At 69.8% G+C, this 23749-nt stretch carries 1 protein-coding gene (running past one end of the window); it reads left to right on the top strand.

All coding sequences use genetic code 11. From position 1 onward, the window contains the following. On the top strand, positions 1-23749 hold the 3' portion of the coding sequence (locus NVU01S_RS40340) for a non-ribosomal peptide synthase/polyketide synthase (protein WP_043672785.1). 20102 nt of this gene lie to the left of the window's left edge; the window shows 23749 of its 43851 coding nt (coding positions 20103-43851); its start codon lies off the left edge, out of view; the stop codon is at positions 23747-23749.

Genomic DNA, 23749 nt, shown 5'->3' with positions numbered 1-23749 from the left:
GGTGCCCGCCCTGTTCCACGGCGGCGTGAACGACGGTCTGCTCACCGCGCTGGCGCTGGCGACCGCCAAATGGCGGGCCCGCCGGGCGGGTACCCGCGGCGACGACTCGCTGCTGATCCGCCTGGAAGGCCATGGCCGCGAAGAGGACATCGTGCCCGGGGCCGACCTGTCCCGCACGGTCGGCTGGTTCACCGCGATCTTCCCGGTCCGTTTCGACCTGTCCGGCATCGACATCGATGCCGCGCTGGCCGGTGGGCCCGCGCTCGGCCAGGCCGTCAAGGCGGTCAAGGAGCAGCTGCTCGCGGTGCCGGACAAGGGCGTCGGCTACGGCCTGCTGCGCTACCTGAACCCGGAGACCGCGAGCTCGTTGCCTGCGCAACTGCCGGGCCAGGTGAGCTTCAACTACCTGGGTCGCGTCGTCGAGGGCGACGTGCCCGAGTCGCTGCGCGGCTTCGGCTGGGTGCCTGCCGCCGAACTGGGCGCGCTGGGCGGCGCCTATGACGCGGACATGCCCGCGATGGCGCCGCTGGACGTCAACGCGATCGTGGTCGGCGACAAGCTGACCGCGAACATCGGCTACCCGTCGACCCTGCTGAGCGCCGCGGCCGTGCGCGAGTTCGGCGAGCTGTGGACCACCGCGCTGGAAGCGGTTGCCCGGCACGCCAATTCGACCGGCGCGGGCGGGCACACACCGTCGGACTTCGCGCTGGTGCGCAGCACCCAGGGCGATATCGACGGCTGGGAGCGCCGCTTCCCGAACCTGGCCGATATCTGGCCGCTCTCGGCGCTGCAGGCCGGTCTGCTGTTCCATGCCAGGCTGGCCGTCGGCTCGGTGGACGTCTACACCGCGCAGGCGGTGCTGACCCTCACCGGCCGGGTGGACGCGGCCCGATTGCGTTCGGCCGCACAGACACTGGTGGATCGCTACGAGAACCTGCGCACCGCCTTCGTCACCGATCGCGACGGCAGTCCGGTGCAGGTGGTGCTGGACAGCGTGCGGGTCGCCTGGGCCGAGCACGATCGGATCGAAGCAGGCACCGGCGCCGACATCATCGCGGCAGACCGGACCAAGCGCTTCGATCTGACCGAGCCGCCGCTGATCCGCTTCACGCTGATCCAGGTGGCGCGCGACCGCTGGCAGTTCGTGGTGTCGAACCACCACATCCTGCTCGACGGCTGGTCCATGCCGCTGCTCATGCAGGACCTGCTGGTGCTCTACGCCGCACACGCGGACAGCAGCGTGCTGCCCGCGGTGCGCTCCTACCGCAACTTCCTGGAATGGACGGCGCAGCAGGATCATTCGGCTTCGGTCGGGGTGTGGAAGAACGCCCTGCGCGGGGTGAGCGAGCCGACCCTGCTGGCCCGCCCGGACGCCGGCCGCGAGATCACCTCGCTCTCCGGCGAGTACTTCTTCGAGCTCGACGAGCCGGCCACCGCGCGGCTCACCACGCTGGCCGCGTCGCTGGGCGTCACGCCGAACACGGTGCTGCAGACCGCGTGGGGCATCCTGGTCGGCCGGATGACCGGCCGCGACGACGTGCTGTTCGGCACCACGGTGTCCGGCCGACCGGCCGGGCTGACCGGGGTGGAATCGATGGTCGGCCTGTTCATCAACACCGTGCCGGTGCGGGTGCGCTTCGACCCGGCCGAGTCCGCGCAGCAGCTGCTGACCAGGACCCAGGGCGAGCAGGCGGACCTGCTCGATCACCACTACGTCGGTCTCGCGGACATCCAGTCCGCCGCGGGCATCGGCGGATTGTTCGACACCCTGGTGGTTTTCGAGTCCTACCCGGTCGACGCCGACGGCATCCGGGAACAGGCCGCCGATATCGACGGTATGGCCGTGATCGGGCTCGACGCGGCCGACGCGACGCACTACCCGCTCACGCTCATCGCGCAGCTGGACTCGAAACTGCGGGTGCGCGCCGGGTATCTGCGCGATCTGTTCGACGAGCAGACCGTGCGCCGCATCGCCGATCGCCTGCTCCGGGTGCTGACCGCGATCGCCACCGAACCCGCTGTGCCCGTGGGCGATATCGAGCTGCTCGACAACGTCGAACGCCAGCTCGTGGTGGCCGGCTGGAACGACACCGCGCACCCGGTGGACCCGGACGCGACGCTGGTCTCGATGTTCTACGCGCAGGCCGAACGGACGCCCGAGGCGACCGCGCTCACGTTCGAGGGGACAAGTCTGTCCTACGAGGAGTTCGCCGGGCGCGTGAACCAACTCGCCCGCTGGCTGATCGCTCGCGGCGTCGGCGCGGAATCGTATGTGGCGCTGGGCATGCGGCGCTCGGTCGATCTGGTCGTCGGCATGTACGCCGTCGCGGTGGCCGGTGGCGCGTACGTGCCGCTGGACCCGGATCACCCGGCCGAGCGCACGGAATACATTCTGGCGACGGCCGATCCGGTCTGCGTGCTGACCTCCGGTAGCGATCTGGAGATCGATACCGCGCAGGTGCGCATCGACCTGCTCGATCTGAGCGGGCTGTCCGAGGATCCGGTCACCGACGCGGATCGCTGGTCGCCGCTGCGGCCGTCGAACACCGCGTACGTGATCTTCACCTCCGGTTCCACCGGCCGCCCGAAGGGCGTCGGCGTCGCGCACGCCGCGATCGTGAACCGCCTGGTGTGGATGCAGACCGCCTATCAGCTGAACACCGCCGACGCGGTGCTGCAGAAGACGCCCGCCACCTTCGACGTGTCGGTGTGGGAGTTCTTCTGGCCCTTGCAGATCGGCGCCCGCCTGGTGGTCGCCAAGCCGGACGGGCATCGGGATCCGGCGTACCTGGCCGAGGTGATCAGCGCCGAGCGGATCACCGTCACCCACTTCGTGCCGTCGATGCTCGCGGTGTTCGTCGCGGACGGGGCCGCGGCACGGTGCGATTCGCTGCGCCTGGTGTTCGCCTCCGGTGAGGCGTTGCCGCCCAAGCCCGCCCACCGTCTGCGCGAGCTGACCGGTGCGGCGCTGCACAACCTGTACGGCCCGACCGAGGCCGCGGTCGACGTCACCTTCCACGAGGTGATCGACACCGATACCGACACCGTCCCGATCGGTGCGCCGGTGTTCAACACCCAGGTGTACGTGCTGGATTCGCGGCTGCGGCCGGTTCCGGTGGGTGTCGCGGGTGAGCTCTATCTCGCGGGCACCCAGCTGGCGCGCGGGTACGTCGCGCGCCCGGATCTGACCAGTGACCGGTTCGTGGCCAACCCCTACGGTGCGGTGGGCGAGCGGATGTACCGCACCGGTGACTTGGTTGCCTGGACCGCCAGTGGTGAGCTGGAGTACTTGGGCCGCACCGACTTCCAGGTGAAGCTGCGTGGTCTGCGGATCGAGCTCGGCGAGATCGAGGCCGCGCTGACCGCGCTGGACGAGGTCGCGCAGGCGGTCGTCGTGGTCCGCGGCGATCAGCACATCGGCGATCAGCTCGTCGCGTATGTCATTCCCGCGCCGAATGTCCGGGTGGACATCGAGCTGCTGCGCGAGGACCTGGCCGAGCGCCTGCCCGCCTACATGGTGCCGTCCGTGGTGATCGTGCTCGACGAGTTCCCGCTCAACGCCTCGGGCAAGCTGGATCGCAAGGCGTTGCCCGCCCCGGTGTTCGAAGCCGCGGTGTTCCGCGCGCCGACCACACCGGTGGAGGAGATCGTCGCCGCCACCTACGCCGAGGTGCTCGGCCTGGAGCGGGTCGGCCTGGACGACGACTTCTTCTCCCTCGGCGGCAACTCGCTGACCGCCACCCAGGTCGCGGCGCGGCTGTCCGCCGCGCTGGACACCGATCTCGGGGTGCGCGAACTGTTCGAGGCGTCCACCGTGGTCGCGCTCGCGGCCCGCGCGGAGACGCACGCCGGTGCCGGTGCGCGGGCGGCGCTCGAGCCGCAGCAGCGGCCCGAGCTGGTGCCGCTCTCGCTGGCCCAGCAGCGCATGTGGTTCCTCAACCGGTTCGATCCGGAATCGGCGGTGGACAACATCCCGGCCGCGGTGCGGCTGTCCGGTCTGCTCGACCGGCAGGCGCTGCAGATCGCCGTCGCCGACGTGCTGGCCCGCCACGAGTCGCTGCGCACCTACTACCCGGAGGTGGACGGCGCCGCGTACCAGCGGACCGTGCCCACCGCCAAGGTGATTCCCGACCTCGCGCCGTTCGAGGTCACCGAGGCCGAACTGCCGCTGCGGCTTTCGGAACTGGTGCTGACCGCGTTCGACGTCACTAGCCAGGTGCCGTTCCGCGCCAGGCTGTTCGAGATCAGCCCGACCGAGCACGTGCTGGCCATCGTGGTGCACCACATCTCGGCCGACGGTTTCTCGATGGGCCCGCTGACCCGGGACGTGATGACCGCCTACGGCGCTCGCGTCGAGGGCGGCGAACCCGCGTGGCGGCCGCTGGAAGTCCAGTACGCCGACTTCGCGCTGTGGCAGCGCACGGTGCTCGGCGCCGAGGACGACCCGGAATCGGTGATCGCCCAGCAGATCTCGTACTGGTCCGACGCGCTGCGCGGGCTGCCCGAGCAGCTGGACCTGCCCGCCGACCGGGCGCGGCCCGCGGTGGCCTCCGGTCGCGGTGCGACCCACGCCTTCGCGATCGACCCCGAAACCCACGGGCGGCTCACCGAACTCGCCCGCACCAGGGGCGCGACGCTGTTCATGGTCACCCACACCGCGCTGGCCGTGCTGCTCTCGCGGCTGTCGGGCGAGGACGATATCGCCATCGGCACCCCGATCGCGGGCCGCGGCGAGCGCGCGCTCGACGATCTCATCGGTATGTTCGTCAACACCCTGGTGCTGCGGACCCCGATCGACCACGGCGCGACCTTCACCGATCTGCTGCGCGCGGTGCGCGCGGCGGACATCGCCGCCTTCGGGCACGCAGACCTGCCGTTCGAGCGGCTGGTCGAGATCCTGAACCCGGTGCGTTCGCAGGCACGGCACCCGCTGTTCCAGGTGATGCTGTCGTTCCAGAACCTCGGCCAGAACAGCCTGGAACTGCCCGGCCTGACCGTCAGCGGGGTCGAACTGCCGATCGATGTGGCCAAGTTCGATCTGCAACTGACGCTGTCGGAGAACAACGCCGCCCAGCCGGCGCACGGCGCGAGCGCCGCACCGGCCGGGATCAGCGCCGAATTGATCTACGCCACCGATCTTTTCGATCCGGCCACGATCGCGGAGTTCGGTCAGCGGTTCAACCGGTTGCTGAAAGCGCTCGCCACCGAACCGGATCGGCCCATCGGCGATATCGCGCTGCTGGACGAGCGGGAGACCGAGCAGGCGCTGCGCGGCTGGAACGACACCGCGCGTGACCTCGGCGCGCCCAGCACGTTGGTCGCCGAGTTCGCGGCCCAGGCCGCGGCCACCCCGGATGTGACCGCGGTGGTGGACCCGGCCACCGGCACCTCGCTCACCTACGCCGAATTCGGTGCGCGCGTGCACCGGTTGGCGCGCAAGCTGATCGAGGACGGGGTCGGGCCGGAGAGCCTGGTCGCCCTCGGCCTGCGCCGCTCGGTGGACCTCGTGGTCGCCGCGTACGCGGTGCAGGCGGCCGGTGGTGGCTACGTACCGCTCGACCTCGACCAGCCTGCCGAACGGGTGAACTATGTGCTCGATTCGGCCGATCCGGTCTGTGTCCTCACCACCTCGCGCGACGAGTTCGACGCCGCAGGCCGCCCGACCCTGACGGTCGACACCCTCGATCTGTCGGGGTACGCGGACGAGCCGATCACCGACGCCGAGCGGATCGCCCCGCTGCGCCCGCAGCACCCGGCGTACGTGATCTTCACCTCCGGCTCCACCGGCCGGCCGAAGGGCGTCGCGGTGCCGCATGCCGCCGTCGTCAACCAGATCCGCTGGATCACCGGCGAATACGGCATCGGCGCGGACGACATCGTGCTGTTCAAGACGCCCGCCACCTTCGACGTGTCGGTGTGGGAGCTGTTCGGGCCGATGACCACCGGCGGCCGCATCGTGGTCGCCGCGCCGGACGGCCATCGCGACCCGCAGTACCTCGCGGACGTGATCGCGGCCGAGCAGGTCACCATGACCTCGTTCGTGCCGTCGATGCTCACCGTGTTCGCCGGCAACGTCGACGCGACCGGTGGCAGTGCGGCGCTGGCGTCGCTGCGGACGCTGTTCGTCGCCGGTGAGGCGTTCACCGCCGACGCGGTCGAGGCCATGCGCCGGGTCAGCTCGGCGGCGCTCTACAACCTCTACGGGCCGACCGAGTTCACCGTGCACGCCACGCACGGCCCGGTGGCCGACGACGTCGAAGGCGCTGTCCCCATCGGCCTTCCGGTCTGGAACGCCCAGGCGTACGTGCTCGACGCCCGGTTGCACCCGGTCCCCGCCGGTGTCGCGGGCGAGCTGTATCTCGCGGGCGCTCAGCTGGCGCGCGGCTACTACGGCCGGGCCGATCTGACCTCGGATCGGTTCGTGGCCAACCCGTTCGGCGCGCCGGGTGCCCGCATGTACCGCACGGGTGACCTGGTCACCCGGGACGACACCGGGGCCATCGAATACATCGGCCGCACCGACTTCCAGGTGAAGCTGCGCGGCCTGCGGATCGAACTCGGTGAGATCGAAACCGCGCTCACCGCACACGATTCGGTGGCGCAGTCGGTCGCACTGGTGCGCTCGGACGCGCGCACCGGTGATCAGCTGGTCGGCTATGTGGTGCCGGTGGCCGGCGGCACGGTCGATATCGCCGATCTGCGCGCGCACCTGTCCGCGCAGTTGCCGTCGTACATGGTGCCCGCCGCCATCGTCGTGCTCGACGCGATGCCGCTGAGCCCGAACGGCAAGCTCGATCGGCGCGCGCTGCCCGAACCCGCCTTCGAGGCCAGGGAATTCCGCGCACCGTCCACCCCGATCGAAGAGATCGTGGCCAACACCTTCGCCGACGTGCTCGGCCTGGTGCCCGCCGAGGGCGAACGCGCCGTCGGCCTGGACGACGACTTCTTCGACCTGGGCGGCAACTCGCTCATCGCCACCCAGGTGGTCGCCCGCCTCGGTGCCGCGCTGGACACCCGGGTCCCGGTGCGGATGCTGTTCGAGGCGCCCACCGTGGCCGCACTGGCCGCGCGGATGGAAGCGCACCAGGGCAGCGGCCGCCGCCGGGAACTCGTTGCGGGCCCGCGTCCGTCGCGCATCCCGCTCTCGCTGGCCCAGCAGCGGATGTGGTTCCTCAACCGGTTCGACACCGACTCGGCGGTCAACAACATCCCGCTGGCGGTCCGGCTCACCGGCACGCTGGACACCGACGCGCTGCGCCAAGCCGTCGCCGACGTGGTCGACCGGCACGAGGTGCTGCGCACTGTCTACCCGGAAACCGCGGACGGCCAAGGCGTACAGGTGGTGCTGCCCGCCGGTCAGGACGCCGTCGACCTCACCCCGATCGAGGTGTCCGAGACCGAAATCCAGGACCGCGTCGCCGAATTGGTCCTGACCGGCTTCGACGTCACCACCGAGGTGCCGGTGCGGGCCGCACTGTTCCGGGTGGCCGGCTCGATGGACGGCTCACAGCCCGACACCCACGTCCTGGTGTTCGTCGTGCACCACATCTCCGGTGACGGCTGGTCGGTGCGGCCGCTGGCCCGCGACGTGATGGTGGCCTACGTGGCGCGTTCGCGCGGCGAGGCGCCGTCCTGGGCGCCGCTGCCGGTCCAGTACGCCGATTACGCACTCTGGCAACGGGAAACCCTCGGTTCGGAGGACGACCCGACCTCGCTGATCGCCCAGCAGGTCGCCTACTGGTCCGCCGGGCTGGCCGGGCTGCCCGATCAGCTCGATCTGCCCGCCGACCGGTCCCGGCCCGCGGTGGCCTCGAACCGCGGTGGCGTGTACGAGTTCTCGCTCGACGCGCGCCTGCAGCACGAACTGAACGCGCTCGCCCGGGCGCACGGCGCCAGCCTCTTCATGGTGGTGCACGCCGCGTTCGCCGCGCTGCTGGCGCGACTGTCCGGCAGCGACGACATCGCCATCGGCACCGTGGTCGCCGGTCGCGGTGAGGCCGTGCTGGACGACGCCATCGGCATGTTCGTCAACACGCTCGTGCTGCGCAGCGCCGTCGATCCGGCGGAGCCGTTCGCGAACCTGGTGGCGCGCACCAAGGAAGGCGATCTCGCGGCCTTCGGGCACGCAGATCTGCCGTTCGAGCGGCTGGTCGAGATCCTGAATCCGGCGCGCTCGCAGGCGCGGCACCCGCTGTTCCAGGTGATGTTGTCCTTCCAGAACACCGGTGAGGCCTCGTTCGAACTGCCCGGCCTCGAGGTCGCGGGCGTGCCGCTCGACGTGGTGACCGCCAAGTTCGATCTGCACCTCAGCCTCACCGACCGGATCGACGCCGAGGGCGCCGCGGACGGCATGATCGGTGAATTCGCCTATGCGACCGACATGTTCGACGCTGGCACGATCGCGAGCGTCGCGGACCGGCTGGTCCGGCTGCTGACGGCCGTGGTCGCGGATCCGGCCGTCGCCATCGGCGATATCGAGCTGCTGGATTCGGCCGAGCACGCACAGGTCGTGGCGCGCTGGAACGACACCACGCATCCGGTGGACCAGACGGCGACCCTGGTGTCGATGTTCGAGGCGCAGGTCGCCCGCACGCCCGACGCCGCCGCGCTCACCTTCGAGGGGACGACTCTGTCCTACGGCGAGTTCGCCGCGCGGGTGAATCGCCTTGCCCGTCATCTGATTTCGCTCGGTGTGGGCCCGGATGCGCTGGTGGCGCTCGGCATGCGCCGGTCGATCGATCTGGTCGTCGGCATGTACGCGGTGAGCGTCGCGGGCGGTGCGTACGTGCCGCTGGATCCGGATCATCCGGCCGATCGCACCCGCTACGTGCTCGACACCGCACAGCCCGTGTGCGTAGTGACCACCGCTCGGGACGGTTTCGACGCGGGGACCACCCGCACCATCGAACTCGATCAGGTCACGCTGACCGACTACTCGGACGCCCCGGTCACCGACGCGGATCGCGTCGCGCCGCTGCGGCCGTCGAATACCGCGTACGTGATCTTCACCTCCGGTTCCACCGGCCGCCCCAAGGGTGTCGCGGTGAACCATGCCGCGATCGTCAACCGCCTGGTCTGGATGCAGGCCGAATACGGTCTGCGCAGCACCGACGTGGTGCTGCAGAAGACGCCCGCCACCTTCGACGTGTCGGTGTGGGAGTTCTTCTGGCCCTTGCAGATCGGCGCGCGCCTGGTGGTCGCCAAGCCCGACGGGCACCGCGACCCCGGCTACCTGGTCGAGGTGATCACCGCCGAGGCTGTCACCACGGCGCACTTCGTGCCGTCCATGCTCGCGGTGTTCGTCGCCGAACAGCGGGCCGACGAATGCACCAGCCTGGTCCATGTTTTCGCCTCCGGCGAGGCCCTGCCCGCGGCCACCGCGCAGCGGATGCAGGAACTGACCGGCGCTCGGCTGCACAACCTGTACGGCCCGACCGAGGCCGCGGTCGACGTCACCTTCCACGAGGTGACCGAGGCCGACACCGTGTCCGTGCCGATCGGTGCGCCGGTGTTCAACACCCAGGTGTACGTGCTGGATTCGCGACTGCACCCGGTGCCGGTCGGCGTCGCGGGCGAGTTGTACCTGGCCGGTGCGCAATTGGCGCGCGGCTACGTCGCCCGGCCGGAACTGACCGCGGACCGCTTCGTGGCCAACCCGTTCGGTACCGACGGCGAGCGCATGTACCGCACCGGCGACCTGGTCACCTGGACGCCGCGGGGTGAGCTGGAGTACTTGGGCCGCACCGACTTCCAGGTGAAGCTGCGTGGTCTGCGGATCGAGCTCGGCGAAATCGAATCGGCGCTCACCGCACTGGAATCCGTCGCGCAGGCGGTGGTGCTGGTGCGGTCCGACGATCGCCTCGGCGACCAGCTGGTCGGCTATGTGGTGCCGACCGCGGGTCAGGTCATCGATATCGAGGGCGTGCGCAGCGAACTCGCGAGTGAGCTGCCCGCGTACATGGTGCCCTCGGCCTTCGTGGTGCTCGACGCGTTCCCGCTCAACGCCTCCGGCAAGCTCGACCGCAAGGCGCTGCCCGCGCCGGTGTTCGAGGCCAAGGTGTTCCGCGCCCCGTCGACGCCGATCGAGGAGATCGTCGCGGGCACCTTCGGCGACGTGCTCGGTGTCGCCCGGGTCGGCCTGGACGACGACTTCTTCGCCCTCGGCGGCAACTCGCTGCTGGCCACCCAGGTGACCGCGCGGCTGGGTGCCGCGCTGGACACCCAACTGGCCGTGCGGGATCTGTTCGAGGCCTCGACCGTGGTCGCGCTGGCGGCCCGGGTGGAACGCAACGCGGGCTCGGGCAGGCAACGGCCGAAACTGGAGACCGGGGAGCGCCCCGCGCGCATCCCGCTCTCGCCGGCCCAGCAGCGCTACTGGTTCCTCAACCAGTTCGACACGGCCACTTCGGCGGTGGACAACATTCCGCTGGCCGTGCGGCTCTCGGGCACGCTCGACGTGGCCGCGCTGGAGCAGGCGATCGGCGACGTGTTCGCGCGGCACGAAGTGCTGCGCACCACCTACCCGCGCTCGGCCGACGGTCCGCACCAGGTGATCGGGCCGGTGGCGTCGTCCCCGGCCGCGCTCACCCCGGTCGAGGTCACCGAGTCCGAACTGCTCGGCGCCGTTATCGGTTTCGCGTTGACCACCTTCGACGTCACCGTCGAGGTGCCGCTCGCGGTGGCGCTGTTCCGGATCAGCCCGGACGAGCACGTGCTCGCCTTCACCGTGCACCACGTGGCCGCCGACGGCTCGTCGATGGGCCCGCTGGCGCGCGACGTGATGGCCGCCTATGTGGCCCGGGTACAGGGCGAGGTGCCGCAGTGGCTGCCGCTGCCGGTGCAGTACGCCGACTACGCGCTGTGGCAGCGCGCGGTGCTCGGGTCCGAGGAGGACCCGGAATCGCTGGCCGCACAGCAGGTCGCCTACTGGAAGACCGCGCTGGCCGCACTGCCCGATCAGCTGGAACTGCCCGCCGACCGGCCGCGCCCGCCCGCGCAGTCGTTCCAGGGCAAGGCGATTCGCTTCGAGATCTCCCCGCAGCGGCACGCCCGTCTGCACGAGCTGGCGCGGGCCAACAACGCATCGCTGTTCATGGTGGTGCACGCGGCGCTGGCGGTGCTGCTGTCGCGCCTGTCCGGCACCGACGACATCGCGGTCGGCACCCCGATCGCGGGTCGTGGCGAACGCGAACTCGACGACCTGATCGGCATGTTCGTCAACACCCTGGTGTTCCGTACCAAGGTGGCGCCGGGCGATCGCTTCGCCGACCTGCTCGCCGATGTCAAGGAACGCGACCTCGAGGCGTTCGCGAACGCGGACGTGCCGTTCGAGCGACTGGTCGAGGTGCTCAACCCGGTGCGCTCCACCGCGCGCAACCCGCTGTTCCAGGTGGGTCTTTCGTTCCAGAACCTGGCCGAGACCACGTTCGAACTGCCGGGACTGTCGGTGAGTGCGGTCAACTTCGACTCGCAGCTGGCCAAGACCGACCTGCACGTCACGCTGTACGACCGGTACGCCGAGGACGGCACGCCGGCCGAGATCGTGACCGAATTCGGTTACGCCATCGACCTGTTCGACGAGGCGACGGTGCAGGGCTTCGCCGACCGGTTCGTCCGGGTGCTCGACGCGGTCGTCGCCGACGCCACCGTGCCGGTCGGCGAGATCGACCTGCTGGCGGCCGAGGAGAGCACCCGCATCCTCACCGACTGGAACGACACCGCGCACGCGGTCGATCCGGACGCGACGCTGGTCTCGCTGCTCGACGCCACGGTCGCGGCCACCCCGAAGGCGGTCGCGATCGTCGCCGACGATCCGACCGGTCAGCAGGAGCTCACCTACGCCGCCCTCGACGCACGGGTGAACCGCCTGGCGCGCTACCTGATCCAGCGTGGCGTCGGCCCGGAGGACCGGGTCGCGCTGGCCATCCGCCGCTCCACCGATCTCGTGGTCGCGATGTACGCGGTCGCGAAAGCCGGTGCGGCGTATGTGCCGATCGATCCGGACCAGCCCGCCGAGCGGACCGACTACATCCTCGGTACCGCGGCACCGGTCTGCGTGCTGACCACCGGCCGGGACGGGTTCCGTACTGCCGCGGCCGATATCGTGCAGCTCGACGTGCTCGACCTGACGGCGTTCGCGGCCGATCCGGTGACCGCCGCCGAACGGCGCGGCGTGCTGGCTCCTGCCAACACCGCGTACGTGATCTTCACCTCCGGCTCGACCGGTCAGCCCAAGGGTGTCGCCGTGCCGCACGCGGCGATCGTCAACCAGTTGCAGTGGGAGACCGCGACCTTCGGCCTCGGCGCGGACGACGCGATCCTGCTGAAGACCGCGGCCACCTTCGACCTCTCGGTCTGGGAGTTCTGGACCGCCGCGGTGTGCGGTGGCCGCCTGGTGATCTCGGCGGCCGACGGCCACCGTGATCCGGCCTACCTGAACGAGCTGATGCGGTCCACGATGGTCACCACCCTGCACGTGGTGCCGTCGATGCTGGACGCGCTGCTCACCGAATCCGGTGGCCGCCTGACGCATTCGCTGCGCCGGGTGCTCGCCATCGGTGAGGCGCTGCCCGCGACCACGGCGCAGCGGTTCCGCCGCGACAACCCGGCACAGCTTGCTCAGCAGTCGCCTGGCGATCGCCCCGAGACCGGGCACTCCGTGCCGCTGGCCCACCCGTCGCCCGACCGCCACCCCCCAACGGGGCACTCCGTGCCGCTGTATAACTTGTACGGCCCGACCGAGGCCGCGGTGTCCATCACCAGCCACCTGGTCACCGACGCCGATCAGCTCGCGGTGTCCATCGGTGCGCCGGAATGGAACAGCCGGATCTACGTGCTGGACGCCAGGCTGCGGCCGGTGCCGGCGGGGGTCTCCGGCGAGTTGTACCTGGCCGGTGCGCAATTGGCGCGCGGTTACTTCGGCAAGCCGGACCTGACCGCTGACCGGTTCGTCGCCGACCCGTTCGGTGCGCCGGGTGCGCGCATGTACCGCACCGGTGACCTGGTCGCCTGGAACAGTTCCGGTGAGCTGGACTATCGGGGCCGCACCGACTTCCAGGTGAAGATCCGCGGCTTCCGCATCGAGCTCGGCGAGATCGAGGCCGCGCTGCTGCGCCAGCCCACCATCACGGCCGCCGCCGTGCTCGCGCACACCGATCCGAGCATCGGTGACCGCCTGGTCGCCTATGTGGTGCCGCGGGCGGGTCAGCTCGACAAGCGGCAACTGCAGTCGGCGCTGGCCGCGGAACTGCCGTCGTACATGGTGCCGTCGGTGCTCATCGAGCTCGCCGCGCTGCCGTTGAACGCGAACGGCAAGCTCGACCGGAAGGCGTTGCCGGAGCCCACCTTCGAGAAGGCGGTCTTCCGCGCACCGGTCACGCCGATCGAGCAGATCGTCGCGAACACCTTCGCGGACGTGCTGCGGATCTCGGATCGGGAAGAGGCAGAATCCAAGCGCCTCGGCCTCGACGACGACTTCTTCGCCTGGGGCGGTAACTCGCTGCTGGCCACGCAGGTCGCCGCGCGTCTCGGTGAGGCGTTGAACACCCGGGTGCCGGTGCGGCTGCTGTTCGAGGCCTCGACCGTTGCGGCGCTCGCGGTGCGGGTCGAGCAGCACGCGGACGCCGGTGGGCGTAAGGCGCTTACCGCCGGTGCACGGCCGGAACATATTCCGCTCTCGCTCGCGCAGCAGCGCATGTGGTTCCTGAACCGGTTCGACACCGAGTCGGCGGCCTACAACGTGCCGATCGCGGTGCGGCTCACCGGTGCGCTGGATGTGGCCGCGCTGCGTGCGGCTATCGCGGATCTGGTGAGCAGGCACGAGATCCTGCGCACTATCTACCCGCAGACCGACGGCGGTCCGGTGCAGGTGATCCTGCCGCCGGCCCAGGCCGTGCCGCGGCTCGAGGTTCGGGTGGTGTCGCCCGCGGAGATCGAATCCGCCGTGGTGGCACTGACTTCGACGATCTTCGACGTCACCACCGAGGTGCCGATGAAGGTCGCGCTGTTCCAGATCGCCGGGGAGAACGCGGGATCGGCGGTGGATGCCGCCGAGGTCGAGTACGTCTTGGCGATGGTGATCCACCACATCTCCGGTGACGGTTCGTCGGTCGGGCCGCTGACCCGCGACCTGATGATCGCCTATGCCGCGCGCTCCGCGGGGGAGGCGCCGAACTGGGCGCCGCTCGAGGTCCAGTACGCGGACTACAGCATCTGGCAGCGTGAGTTGCTCGGCAGCGAGGACGACGCGGAATCGCTGGCGGCCAAGCAGGTCTCGTACTGGCGCGACGCGCTGGCAGAGCTGCCGGACCAGCTGGATCTGCCGTCGGATCGGCCGCGCCCCGCGGTGCAGTCCTTCGCCGGTGGCAAGGTCGAGTTGCGGGTCGACGCCGAGACTCATCAGGCGTTGATCGAGCTGGCCCGTACCGAGGGTGCGACGCTGTTCATGGTCGTGCACACCGCGCTGGCGGTGCTGCTGGCCAGGCTCTCGGGCACCGACGACATCGCCATCGGCACCCCGATGGCGGGTCGTGGCGAAGCCGCCCTCGACGACCTGATCGGCATGTTCGTCAACACGCTGGTGTTCCGCAGCCGGATCGATGCGGGCGAGCCGTTCACCGAACTGCTGGCGCGGCAGCGGGAGACCGATATCCAGGCCTTCGCCAACGCCGACGTGCCGTTCGAGCGGCTGGTCGAGGTGCTCAACCCGGTCCGCTCCACCGCGCGGCATCCGCTGTTCCAGGTGGGCCTGTCGTTCCAGAATCTGGCGCAGTCGGCGCTGGAACTGCCGGGTCTCACCGTGGCCGGTCTCGACATCGATACCGCGCTGTCGCAGTTCGATCTGCACCTGATCGCCACCGACCGCTACGGCGACGCGGGTGAACCCGAGGGCATCACCGGGTTCTTCACCTATGCCACCGACATGTTCGACCGGAACACGGTGCAGGGCTTCGTCGATCGCTTCGCGCGACTGCTCGGTGAGATCATCGCCGCGCCGCGTACCGCCGTCGGCGATATCGCGTTGCTCGACGACGCGGAGCGGACGCAGATCCTCGAGCGCCGCAACGCGACCGACTACGAGGTCGATACGGCGGCGACGCTGGTGTCGCTGCTCGATGCCTCCGTGGCGGCGGGGCCGAAGGAAGTCGCGCTGGTCACCGAGGACGGTGCATCGATCACCTACGGTGAGCTGGATGCGCGGGTAAATCGTCTTGCGCGGTATTTGATTTCGGTCGGTGTGGGTCCGGAGTCGCGGGTTGCGCTGGCGTTGCGTCGTTCGGTGGATCTGATCGTGGCGATGTATGCGGTGGCGAAGTCCGGTGGTGCGTATGTGCCGGTGGATCCGGATCATGCCGCCGACCGGACGAACTACATCCTCGAGACGGCGGCGCCGGTGTGCGTGCTGACCAACGCCGACGCCGAGTTCGACACGGACATCGCGCCTTTGGTGCGGATCGACGAGCTCGACCTCGCCGAGCTGGACAAGGCCCCGGTCGCCGATACCGAGCGGATCGCGCCGTTGCGTCCGGAGAACACCGCGTATGTGATCTTTACGTCGGGTTCGACGGGTCGTCCGAAGGGTGTGGCGGTTTCGCATGCGGCGATCGCGAATCAGTTGCAGTGGAAGGTGACCGAGTTCGGTCTCGATGCCGCGGATGCGATTCTGCTGAAGACGGCTGCCACCTTCGACCTTTCGGTGTGGGAGTTCTGGTCGGCCGCGGTGTGTGGTGGCCGCCTGGTCATCGCCTCGCCGGACGGTCATCAGGACCCGGCGTATCTGAACGAGTTGATGGCCCGGGAGTGGGTCACGACGTTGCACGTGGTGCCGTCGATGCTCGACGCGCTCACCGCGGGTGATTTCCCGAACTCGCTGTGGCGGGTCCTCGCCATCGGCGAGGCGCTGCCGGGTGCACTGGCCCAGCGGTTCGTGCGCGAGCACTCGCGCACCGAGCTGTTCAATCTCTACGGTCCGACCGAGGCGGCGGTGTCGATCACCAGCCACCGGGTCACTCGCAACGATCAGACCTCGGTGTCGATCGGTGCGCCGGAGTGGAACAGCAAGGTGTACGTGCTGGACGCCCGGTTGCAGCCGGTGCCCGACGGTGTTTCCGGGGAGTTGTATCTGGCCGGTGCGCAGTTGGCGCGGGGCTACTTCGGTCGCCCGGATCTGACCGCGGATCGGTTCGTGGCCAACCCGTTCGAGCACGGTGTGCGGATGTATCGCACCGGTGACCTGGTGGCGTGGAACAGCTCCGGTGAGCTGGAATACCGGGGCCGCACCGACTTCCAGGTGAAGATCCGTGGTTTCCGCATCGAACTCGGGGAAATCGAAGCGGCGCTGCTCGCGCTGCCCGAGATCGCCCAGACGGCGGTGATCGCGAAGTCCGATCCGAAGACCGGTGATCGCCTGGTGGCCTACCTGGTGCCCGCGGACGGTGAAGTCGATGTGGCGCAGGTGAAGTCGGCGCTGAGCGAAGGTTTGCCGTCGTACATGGTGCCGTCGGCGTTCGTGGTGCTCGATCGGTTGCCGCTGAATGTGAACGGCAAGCTGGATCGCAAGGCGTTGCCGGAGCCGGAGTTCGAGGCGCAAGCCTTCCGTGCGCCGTCGACCCCGATCGAGGAGATCGTGGCCGCGGTGTTCGCCGAGGTGCTCGGTGCCGAACGCGTCGGCGCGGACGACGATTTCTTCGGTCTCGGCGGTAATTCGCTGCTGGCGACTCAGGTTGCGGCCCGCATCGGTGCGGCGCTGGACACCAGGGTGCCGGTGCGGATGTTGTTCGAGGCGTCCACGGTGGCCGGTCTGGCGGTCAAGGTCGAACAGCACGCCGGTGCCGGGGGCCGCAAGGCCCTGGTCGCCGGTCCGCGGCCGGAGCAGGTCCCGTTGTCGCTGGCGCAGCAGCGCATGTGGTTCCTCAACCAGTTCGACACCGCCTCGGCGGTCAACAACATCCCGGTCGCGGTGCGGCTCACCGGTGAGCTCGACGTCGAGGCGTTGCAGCTGGCGGTCGCCGACGTCATCGGCAGGCACGAGACGTTGCGCACGGTCTACCCCGAACAGGGTGGGGCCGCGCATCAGGTGATCCTGCCCGCCGAGCAGGCGGTGCCGGACCTGACGCCGGAAACGGTGGCCGCCGAAGACATCCGGCAGCGGATCATCGACGTGATCACCGCCGGGTTCGACGTCACCACCGAGGTGCCGTTGCGGGCCAAGATCTTCCGGGTCACCGACGCGGAGTACGTGCTCGTGTTCGTCGCGCATCACATCAGCGCGGACGGCTGGTCGATGGGCCCGCTCACCCGCGATGTGATGCTCGCGTACGCGGCGCGTTCGGCCGGGGTGGCCCCGGGCTGGGCGCCGCTGCCGGTGCAGTACGCGGACTTCAGCCTCTGGCAGCGCGATGTGCTCGGCGCGGAAACCGATGCGACGAGCCTGATCTCGCAGCAGGCCGAGTACTGGCGGGCGGCGCTGGCCGGCCTGCCGGACGAGCTCAACCTGCCTGCCGATCGGACGCGTCCGACGACCCAGTCGTTCGCGGGTGGCCGGGTGGTGTTCCCGATCGACGGCGAGCTGCACGGTCAGCTCACCGAGATCGCGCGCGAACACAACGCGACCATGTTCATGGTCGTGCACGCCGCGCTGGCGCTGTTCCTGGCGCGGATGTCGGGCACCGACGACATCGCGATCGGCACCCCGATCGCGGGTCGCGGCGAGGCCGAACTCGACGACGTGATCGGCATGTTCGTCAACACGCTGGTGCTGCGCTCGCACGTCGAAGGCGATCTGACCTTCGGCGACCTGCTCGCCCGCACCAAGGACGCGGACCTGCAGGCATTCGCGCACGCGGACCTGCCGTTCGAGCGGCTGGTCGAGTTGCTCAACCCTGAGCGTTCGACCGCGCGGCATCCGCTGTTCCAGGTGGCGCTGTCGTTCGAGAACCTGCCGGAGACCAGCTTCGAGCTGCCCGGATTGCAGGTCGCGGCAGTCGATTTCGACGTGGACACGGCGAAATTCGATCTGTCGCTGACGATCCGGGAGGCCGCCGCCACCGACGCCGCGGGCATGTACGCGGAGTTCTCCTTCGCCCGCGACCTGTTCGACGACGCGACCGTGGAGGTGTTCGCGCAGCGGTTCACCCGGCTGCTCACCGCGATCGCGACCGATCGGGAGACCCCGATCGGTGACCTGCCGCTGCTGGACGAGGCCGAGTACGAGCTGCTCACCCACGTGCACGGCGAAGACGTGATGGCCACCGGGCTGCTGCCCGACCTGCTGCAGCGTGGCGCGCAACTGAACCCGGAGCAGATCGCCATCCGCTACCAGGGTCGCTCGATCACCTACCGTGAGCTCGACGAGTACTCGTCGCGGCTGGCGCGGGTGCTGATCGATCGCGGTGTCGGTCCGGAACGGATTGTGGCGCTGTCGTTCCCGCGTTCCTACGAGATGGTGGCGGCGTTCTGGGCGGTGGCCAAGGCCGGTGGCGCGCACGTGCCGATCGACCCGACCTACCCCGAAGATCGCATGCGGCACATGGTGAACGACTCGGGTGCGGTCATCGGTATCACCGCGGACGAGTACGTGGACCGGCTGCCCCGCGATGTCGAATGGCTGCGGTTGGACGACCCCGCCCTGGGCGCGGCGATCGAGGCACAGTCCCCGGCGTCGGTGACCGATGCCGATCGGATCGCCTCGCTGGCGATGCGGCACCCGGTGTATGTCATCTACACCTCGGGTTCGACGGGTATGCCCAAGGGCGTCACCGTGACCCATGCCGGTATGGGCGGTCTGGTCGGTGTCGCGACCGACCTGTACCAGCTCGAGGCGCACCACCGGTTCCTGCACATCTGCTCGCCGAGCTTCGACCCGTCGGTGCTCGAATGGCTGTGTGCCGCATACACCGGCGCCACCCTGGTGATCGTGCCGTCGACCATCATCGGCGGACCGGACCTGGCGGAGTTGCTGCGCACCGAGCGGGTGACGCACACGATCATCACCCCGGCGGTGCTGGGCACGATGGATCCGGCGGGGATGGAAGCGCTCGAAGTCGCCTCTGTCGGTGGCGATGTCACCACCCCCGAGCTGCTGGCCAAGTGGTACCCGGGCCGGAAGTACTTCAACGCCTACGGTCCGACCGAGACGACGATCATCTCCTCGTACGCGTCGCTGACGCCGGGGCGGCACGTCACCATCGGTCTGCCGGTGCGCGGTATGTCGGCGCTGGTCCTCGACAACCGTCTCAACCCGGTGCCGCCGGGTGTCGCGGGCGAGCTGTACCTCGCCGGTGGCGCGGTGGCGCGTGGCTACCACAACCGGCCCGACCTCACCGCGGAGCGCTTCGTCGCGAACCCGTGGAGCGACGAGGGCGCCCGCATGTACCGCACCGGTGACGTCGTGCGCTGGTTCGCCGAACCCGGCGAGCGGGCGGGCAACGCCGCGGTACCCGAGGTGCGCTGGGAACTGGATTACGTGGGCCGCTCGGACTTCCAGGTGAAGATCCGTGGTTTCCGGATCGAGCTCGGCGAGATCGATACCGTGCTCGCCGGTCATCCGGACGTCGAGTTCGCGATCACGCTGGGCCGCGAAACCGCGGCGGGCGCCACGATTCTGGTGTCCTACGTGCTCGCGGTGCCGGGCCGGGAGATCGACACGGCCGCGCTCGGTGAGTACGCCGGGCGCAGCCTGCCCCCGCACATGGTGCCCTCGGCGATCATGGTGCTGGACGAGATTCCGCTGACCCCGGTCGGCAAGCTCGACCGCAAGGCCCTGCCGGAGCCGGTGCTGGCGCCGCGCGAATTCCGGGCGCCCGCCAGCGAGATCGAGGCGGTCATCGCCGAGGTCTTCGCCGAGGTGCTCGGCGTCGAGCAGATCGGCTTGGACGACTCGTTCTTCGCGCTCGGCGGCGACAGCATCCTGTCCATCCAGCTGGTGTCGCGGGCCAAGGCCCGGGGTGTGGTGTTCTCACCGCGCGACGTGTTCGAACGGCGCAGTGTCGCCTCGCTGGCCGAAATCGCCACCTTCGGTGCGGGTTCGGAGCAGGTGAAGCTGGAGGAGCTGCCCGGCGGCGGTGTCGGTGAGATTCCGTTGACGCCGATCATGAGCCAGATCCTCGGCGGCGGTTCGGCTTACGACCGCTTCTCGCAGACCATGGCGCTGCGCCTGCCCGACGGCATCGATCGGGAGACGCTGGTCGGTACCATCGCGGCGGTCTTCGATCACCACGACGTGCTACGGACGCGGTTGCGCCGCAACACCGCTGACGAGCCGGGCCAGGCCGATCCTTGGACGTTCGAGGCGTTGCCGCAGGGTGCGATCGACATTTCCGCCCTGGTGCATCGGGTCGACCTCGCGGCCGACGTCGACGACGCGGAGCTGAAGCGGGTCGGCAGTGCGGCGTTCGATGCCGCGCTCGGGCGGCTCGATCCGGCGAACGCGGTGATGGCGCAGTTCATCTGGTTTGCTTTCGACGCGGCGGGAGCGGCAGGCCCGCAGGAGGCAGCTCGCGTCACCACGGAGGGACCCGTGGACGCCGCCATCGGGCACCGCGAGCGGCGCGACGTGCTGCTCATCGTCGCGCACCACTTCGTGGTCGACGGCGTGTCCTGGCGCATCCTGATCCCGGACTTCGCGGTCGCGTGGTCGCAGCTGGCCGCCGGTCAGCAGGTGGCGCTGCCCGCCAACGGCACCTCGATGCGGCGCTGGGCACACAGCCTGGTCGAAGCGGCCGCGGCGCCTGCCCGGGTCGCGGAACTGCCGTTCTGGCAGCAGGTCACGAACACGCCGGATCCGCTGCTGGGCACGCGCGCCTTCGATCCGCGGGTGGACACCTTCGCCACCGTGGAACGGGTCGAGGTCACGCTGCCCGCGGCGGTCACCGACGCGGTGCTCACCGCGATCCCCGGCCTCTACCGCGGCGGTGTGAACGACGGACTGCTCTCCGCGCTGGCCATGGCGGTCGCCCGCTGGCAGCACGCGGACTCGGCGCTGATCAAGCTCGAGGGTCACGGCCGTGAAGAGGAAGTCGTTCCGGGCGCGGATCTTTCGCGCACGGTCGGCTGGTTCACCACGGCCTACCCGGTCCGCCTCGACGTGAACGGCGCCGACCTCGCCGACGCCTTCGACGGCGGCGCCGCGCTGGGCGAGATCGTGAAATCGGTCAAGGAGCAGCTGCTTTCGGTGCCCGACAAGGGCCTCGGCTACGGCTTGCTGCGGTACCTGAACGCGGCCACCGGACAGCGACTGGGCGGCGCGGGCCAGATCAGCTTCAACTACCTGGGCCGGATGTCGGCCGGGGAGATCCCCGAGCAGCTCGCGGAAATCGGCTGGGTCCCGGTGGCCGACCTCGGTCAGCTCGACGGCGAGATGGATCTGGACATGCCCGCCAACGCGACGATCGATATCAACGCGATCGTCACCGACGGCGCGGACGGCCCGGAACTCGGTGCCTCCTTCGCCTTCCCGAACGGGCTGCTGACCCGTGCACAGGTGCAGGAGTTCGCCGACCTCTGGGTCGCCGCGCTCACCGCGCTGGCCACGCACGCGCAGCGGCCGGACGCGGGCGGTTTCACGCCGTCGGACATGTCGCTGGTGCGGGTCGGCCAGGCCGATATCGAGCAGTGGGAACGCAAGTACCCGGCGCTCGCCGAGGTGTGGCCGCTCTCGCCGCTGCAGTCCGGGCTGCTGTTCCACGCGATGATGACCCAGGCGACGGTCGACGTCTACACCATGCAGGCCGTGGTCGACCTCGGCGGCGCACTGGATGTCGAGCGGTTGCACGCGGCCGCGCAGAGCATCGTCGACCGGTACCCCAACCTGCGCACCGCGTTCGTCACCGACTCCGACGGACAAGCCGTGCAGGTGGTGCTCGATCGGATCGAAGCGCCGTGGCGCGAAGTGGATCTCACCGAGCTGCCCGCCGACCAGCGGACCGCTGAACTGCGCAGGCAGGTGGCGGCCGACCAGGCGACGCACTTCGACATGGCGGTGCCGCCGCTGCTGCGGTTCACCCTGTTCCGTTCCGGCGAAGCGCAGTGGCACCTGGCCATCACCACCCATCACATCCTGCTCGACGGCTGGTCGATGCCGCTGCTCATGCGGGATCTGCTGGTGCTGTACGCGGTTCGCGGCGAGCAGAGCGCGCTGCCGCGGGTGGCGTCCTACCGCAACTTCCTCGGCTGGCTGGCCGGGCGCGACCGCGAGGCGTCGCTGCGGGCGTGGGCGAACGCGCTCGACGGCGTCACCGAGCCGACGCAGCTTGCGCCGCAACCGCGCTCGACCGAGCAGTACGAGATCGGCAAGCAGGTCACCGAGATCGACGCCGACCGCACCCGCCAACTCACCAAGCACGCCGCGGAATTGGGCGTCACGGTGAACACGCTGGTGCAGGCGGCATGGGGCATCCTGCTCGGGCGGCTCACCGGCCGTGGCGATGTGGTGTTCGGCGCCACCGTCTCCGGCCGACCGGCCGAGCTGCCCGGCGTGGAATCGATGGTCGGCCTGTTCATCAACACGCTGCCGGTGCGGCTGCGCATCGATGATCGCCAGAGCATCGGCAAGCTGCTCGAGCGGTTGCAGCACGATCAGGCCGACCTGCTCGAGCACCACTACGTGGGCCTCACCGACATCCAGCGGGTGGCGGGGACCGGAGCGCTGTTCGACACGCTGCTGGTGTTCGAGTCGTATCCGATGGACAAGGAAGCCATTTCGGCCGCCAGTTCCATCGACGGCATGTCGGTCACCGGCGTCGGCGTCAACGACGCCACGCACTACCCGCTGACCCTGCTGGTGACCGCCGAGGCGACGATCGAGCTCACGCTCAAGTACCTGGGCAGCCGGTTCACCGCGGACGAGGTGGAAACCTTGTCCGCCAGGCTGATCCGGGTGCTGGAGGCGCTGCTCGGCGATCCGGACGCGCTGGTCGGCGACATCGATATCCTCGATGCCGGCGAACGGGCCCGCCTGCTCACCGAATCCGGCATCACGGCAACGGTTTCCACCCCGGACGCCGCGGCCAGGGTCGGCGCGCAGACGGTCGCCAAGGTGCTCGCCGAGGTCGTCGAAGAGGATCCGGAGGCGCCCGCGGTGCTCGCCGACGGTGACGAAATCGCCTACCACGTCCTGGATCGACGCTCCTCGCAACTGGCGCGGGTGCTCATCGATCGCGGCGCGGGACCGGGCGATATCGTCGCGGTGGCGTTGCCGCGTTCGCTGGACGCGGTGGTCGCGGCGTGGGCGGTGCAGAAGGCCGGTGCGGCACTGTTGTTCGCGGGCGATCTCGCCGTGGCCGACTTGGTCGCGGCGGGCGCCACCTTCGGTATCGGCTCGGACCCGGTGCCGGACAGCCCGATTCGCTGGCTGGTGCCGGCCGACGTCCAGGCCGAACTGGCCGCGGCGGCGTCGCATCCGGTGTCCTACGCGGACCGGGTCCGCCCGCTCGGCGAAGACCATCCGGCCTTCGTCGTCCCGGCCGGCGACGGTGTCCTCGCGATCACCCAGACCGAGGCATTGGTGCAGGCCGAACATGTCCGCGAGGAGTACGCGCTCGACTACGAGTCGACCACGTACACCACGGCCGGGTCCGGCCGCGCCGCCATGCTCGAGTTCCTGGCCGCCGCGACCGCGGGCGCCCTGTCGGTGCTCCCGTCGGACGATCTCGCCGGCGATCTCGCCGACAACGAGGTCTCGCACTGGTTCGTCACCCCGGCCGAGGCCACCGACGCGGCCGATCCCGAGGTGAAGATCGTCATCGCCGAGTAG

Source organism: Nocardia vulneris, from assembly GCF_001613425.1.
GTDB classification, from domain to species: domain Bacteria; phylum Actinomycetota; class Actinomycetes; order Mycobacteriales; family Mycobacteriaceae; genus Nocardia; species Nocardia vulneris.
This window is presented reverse-complemented; position numbering and strand designations above follow the sequence as displayed.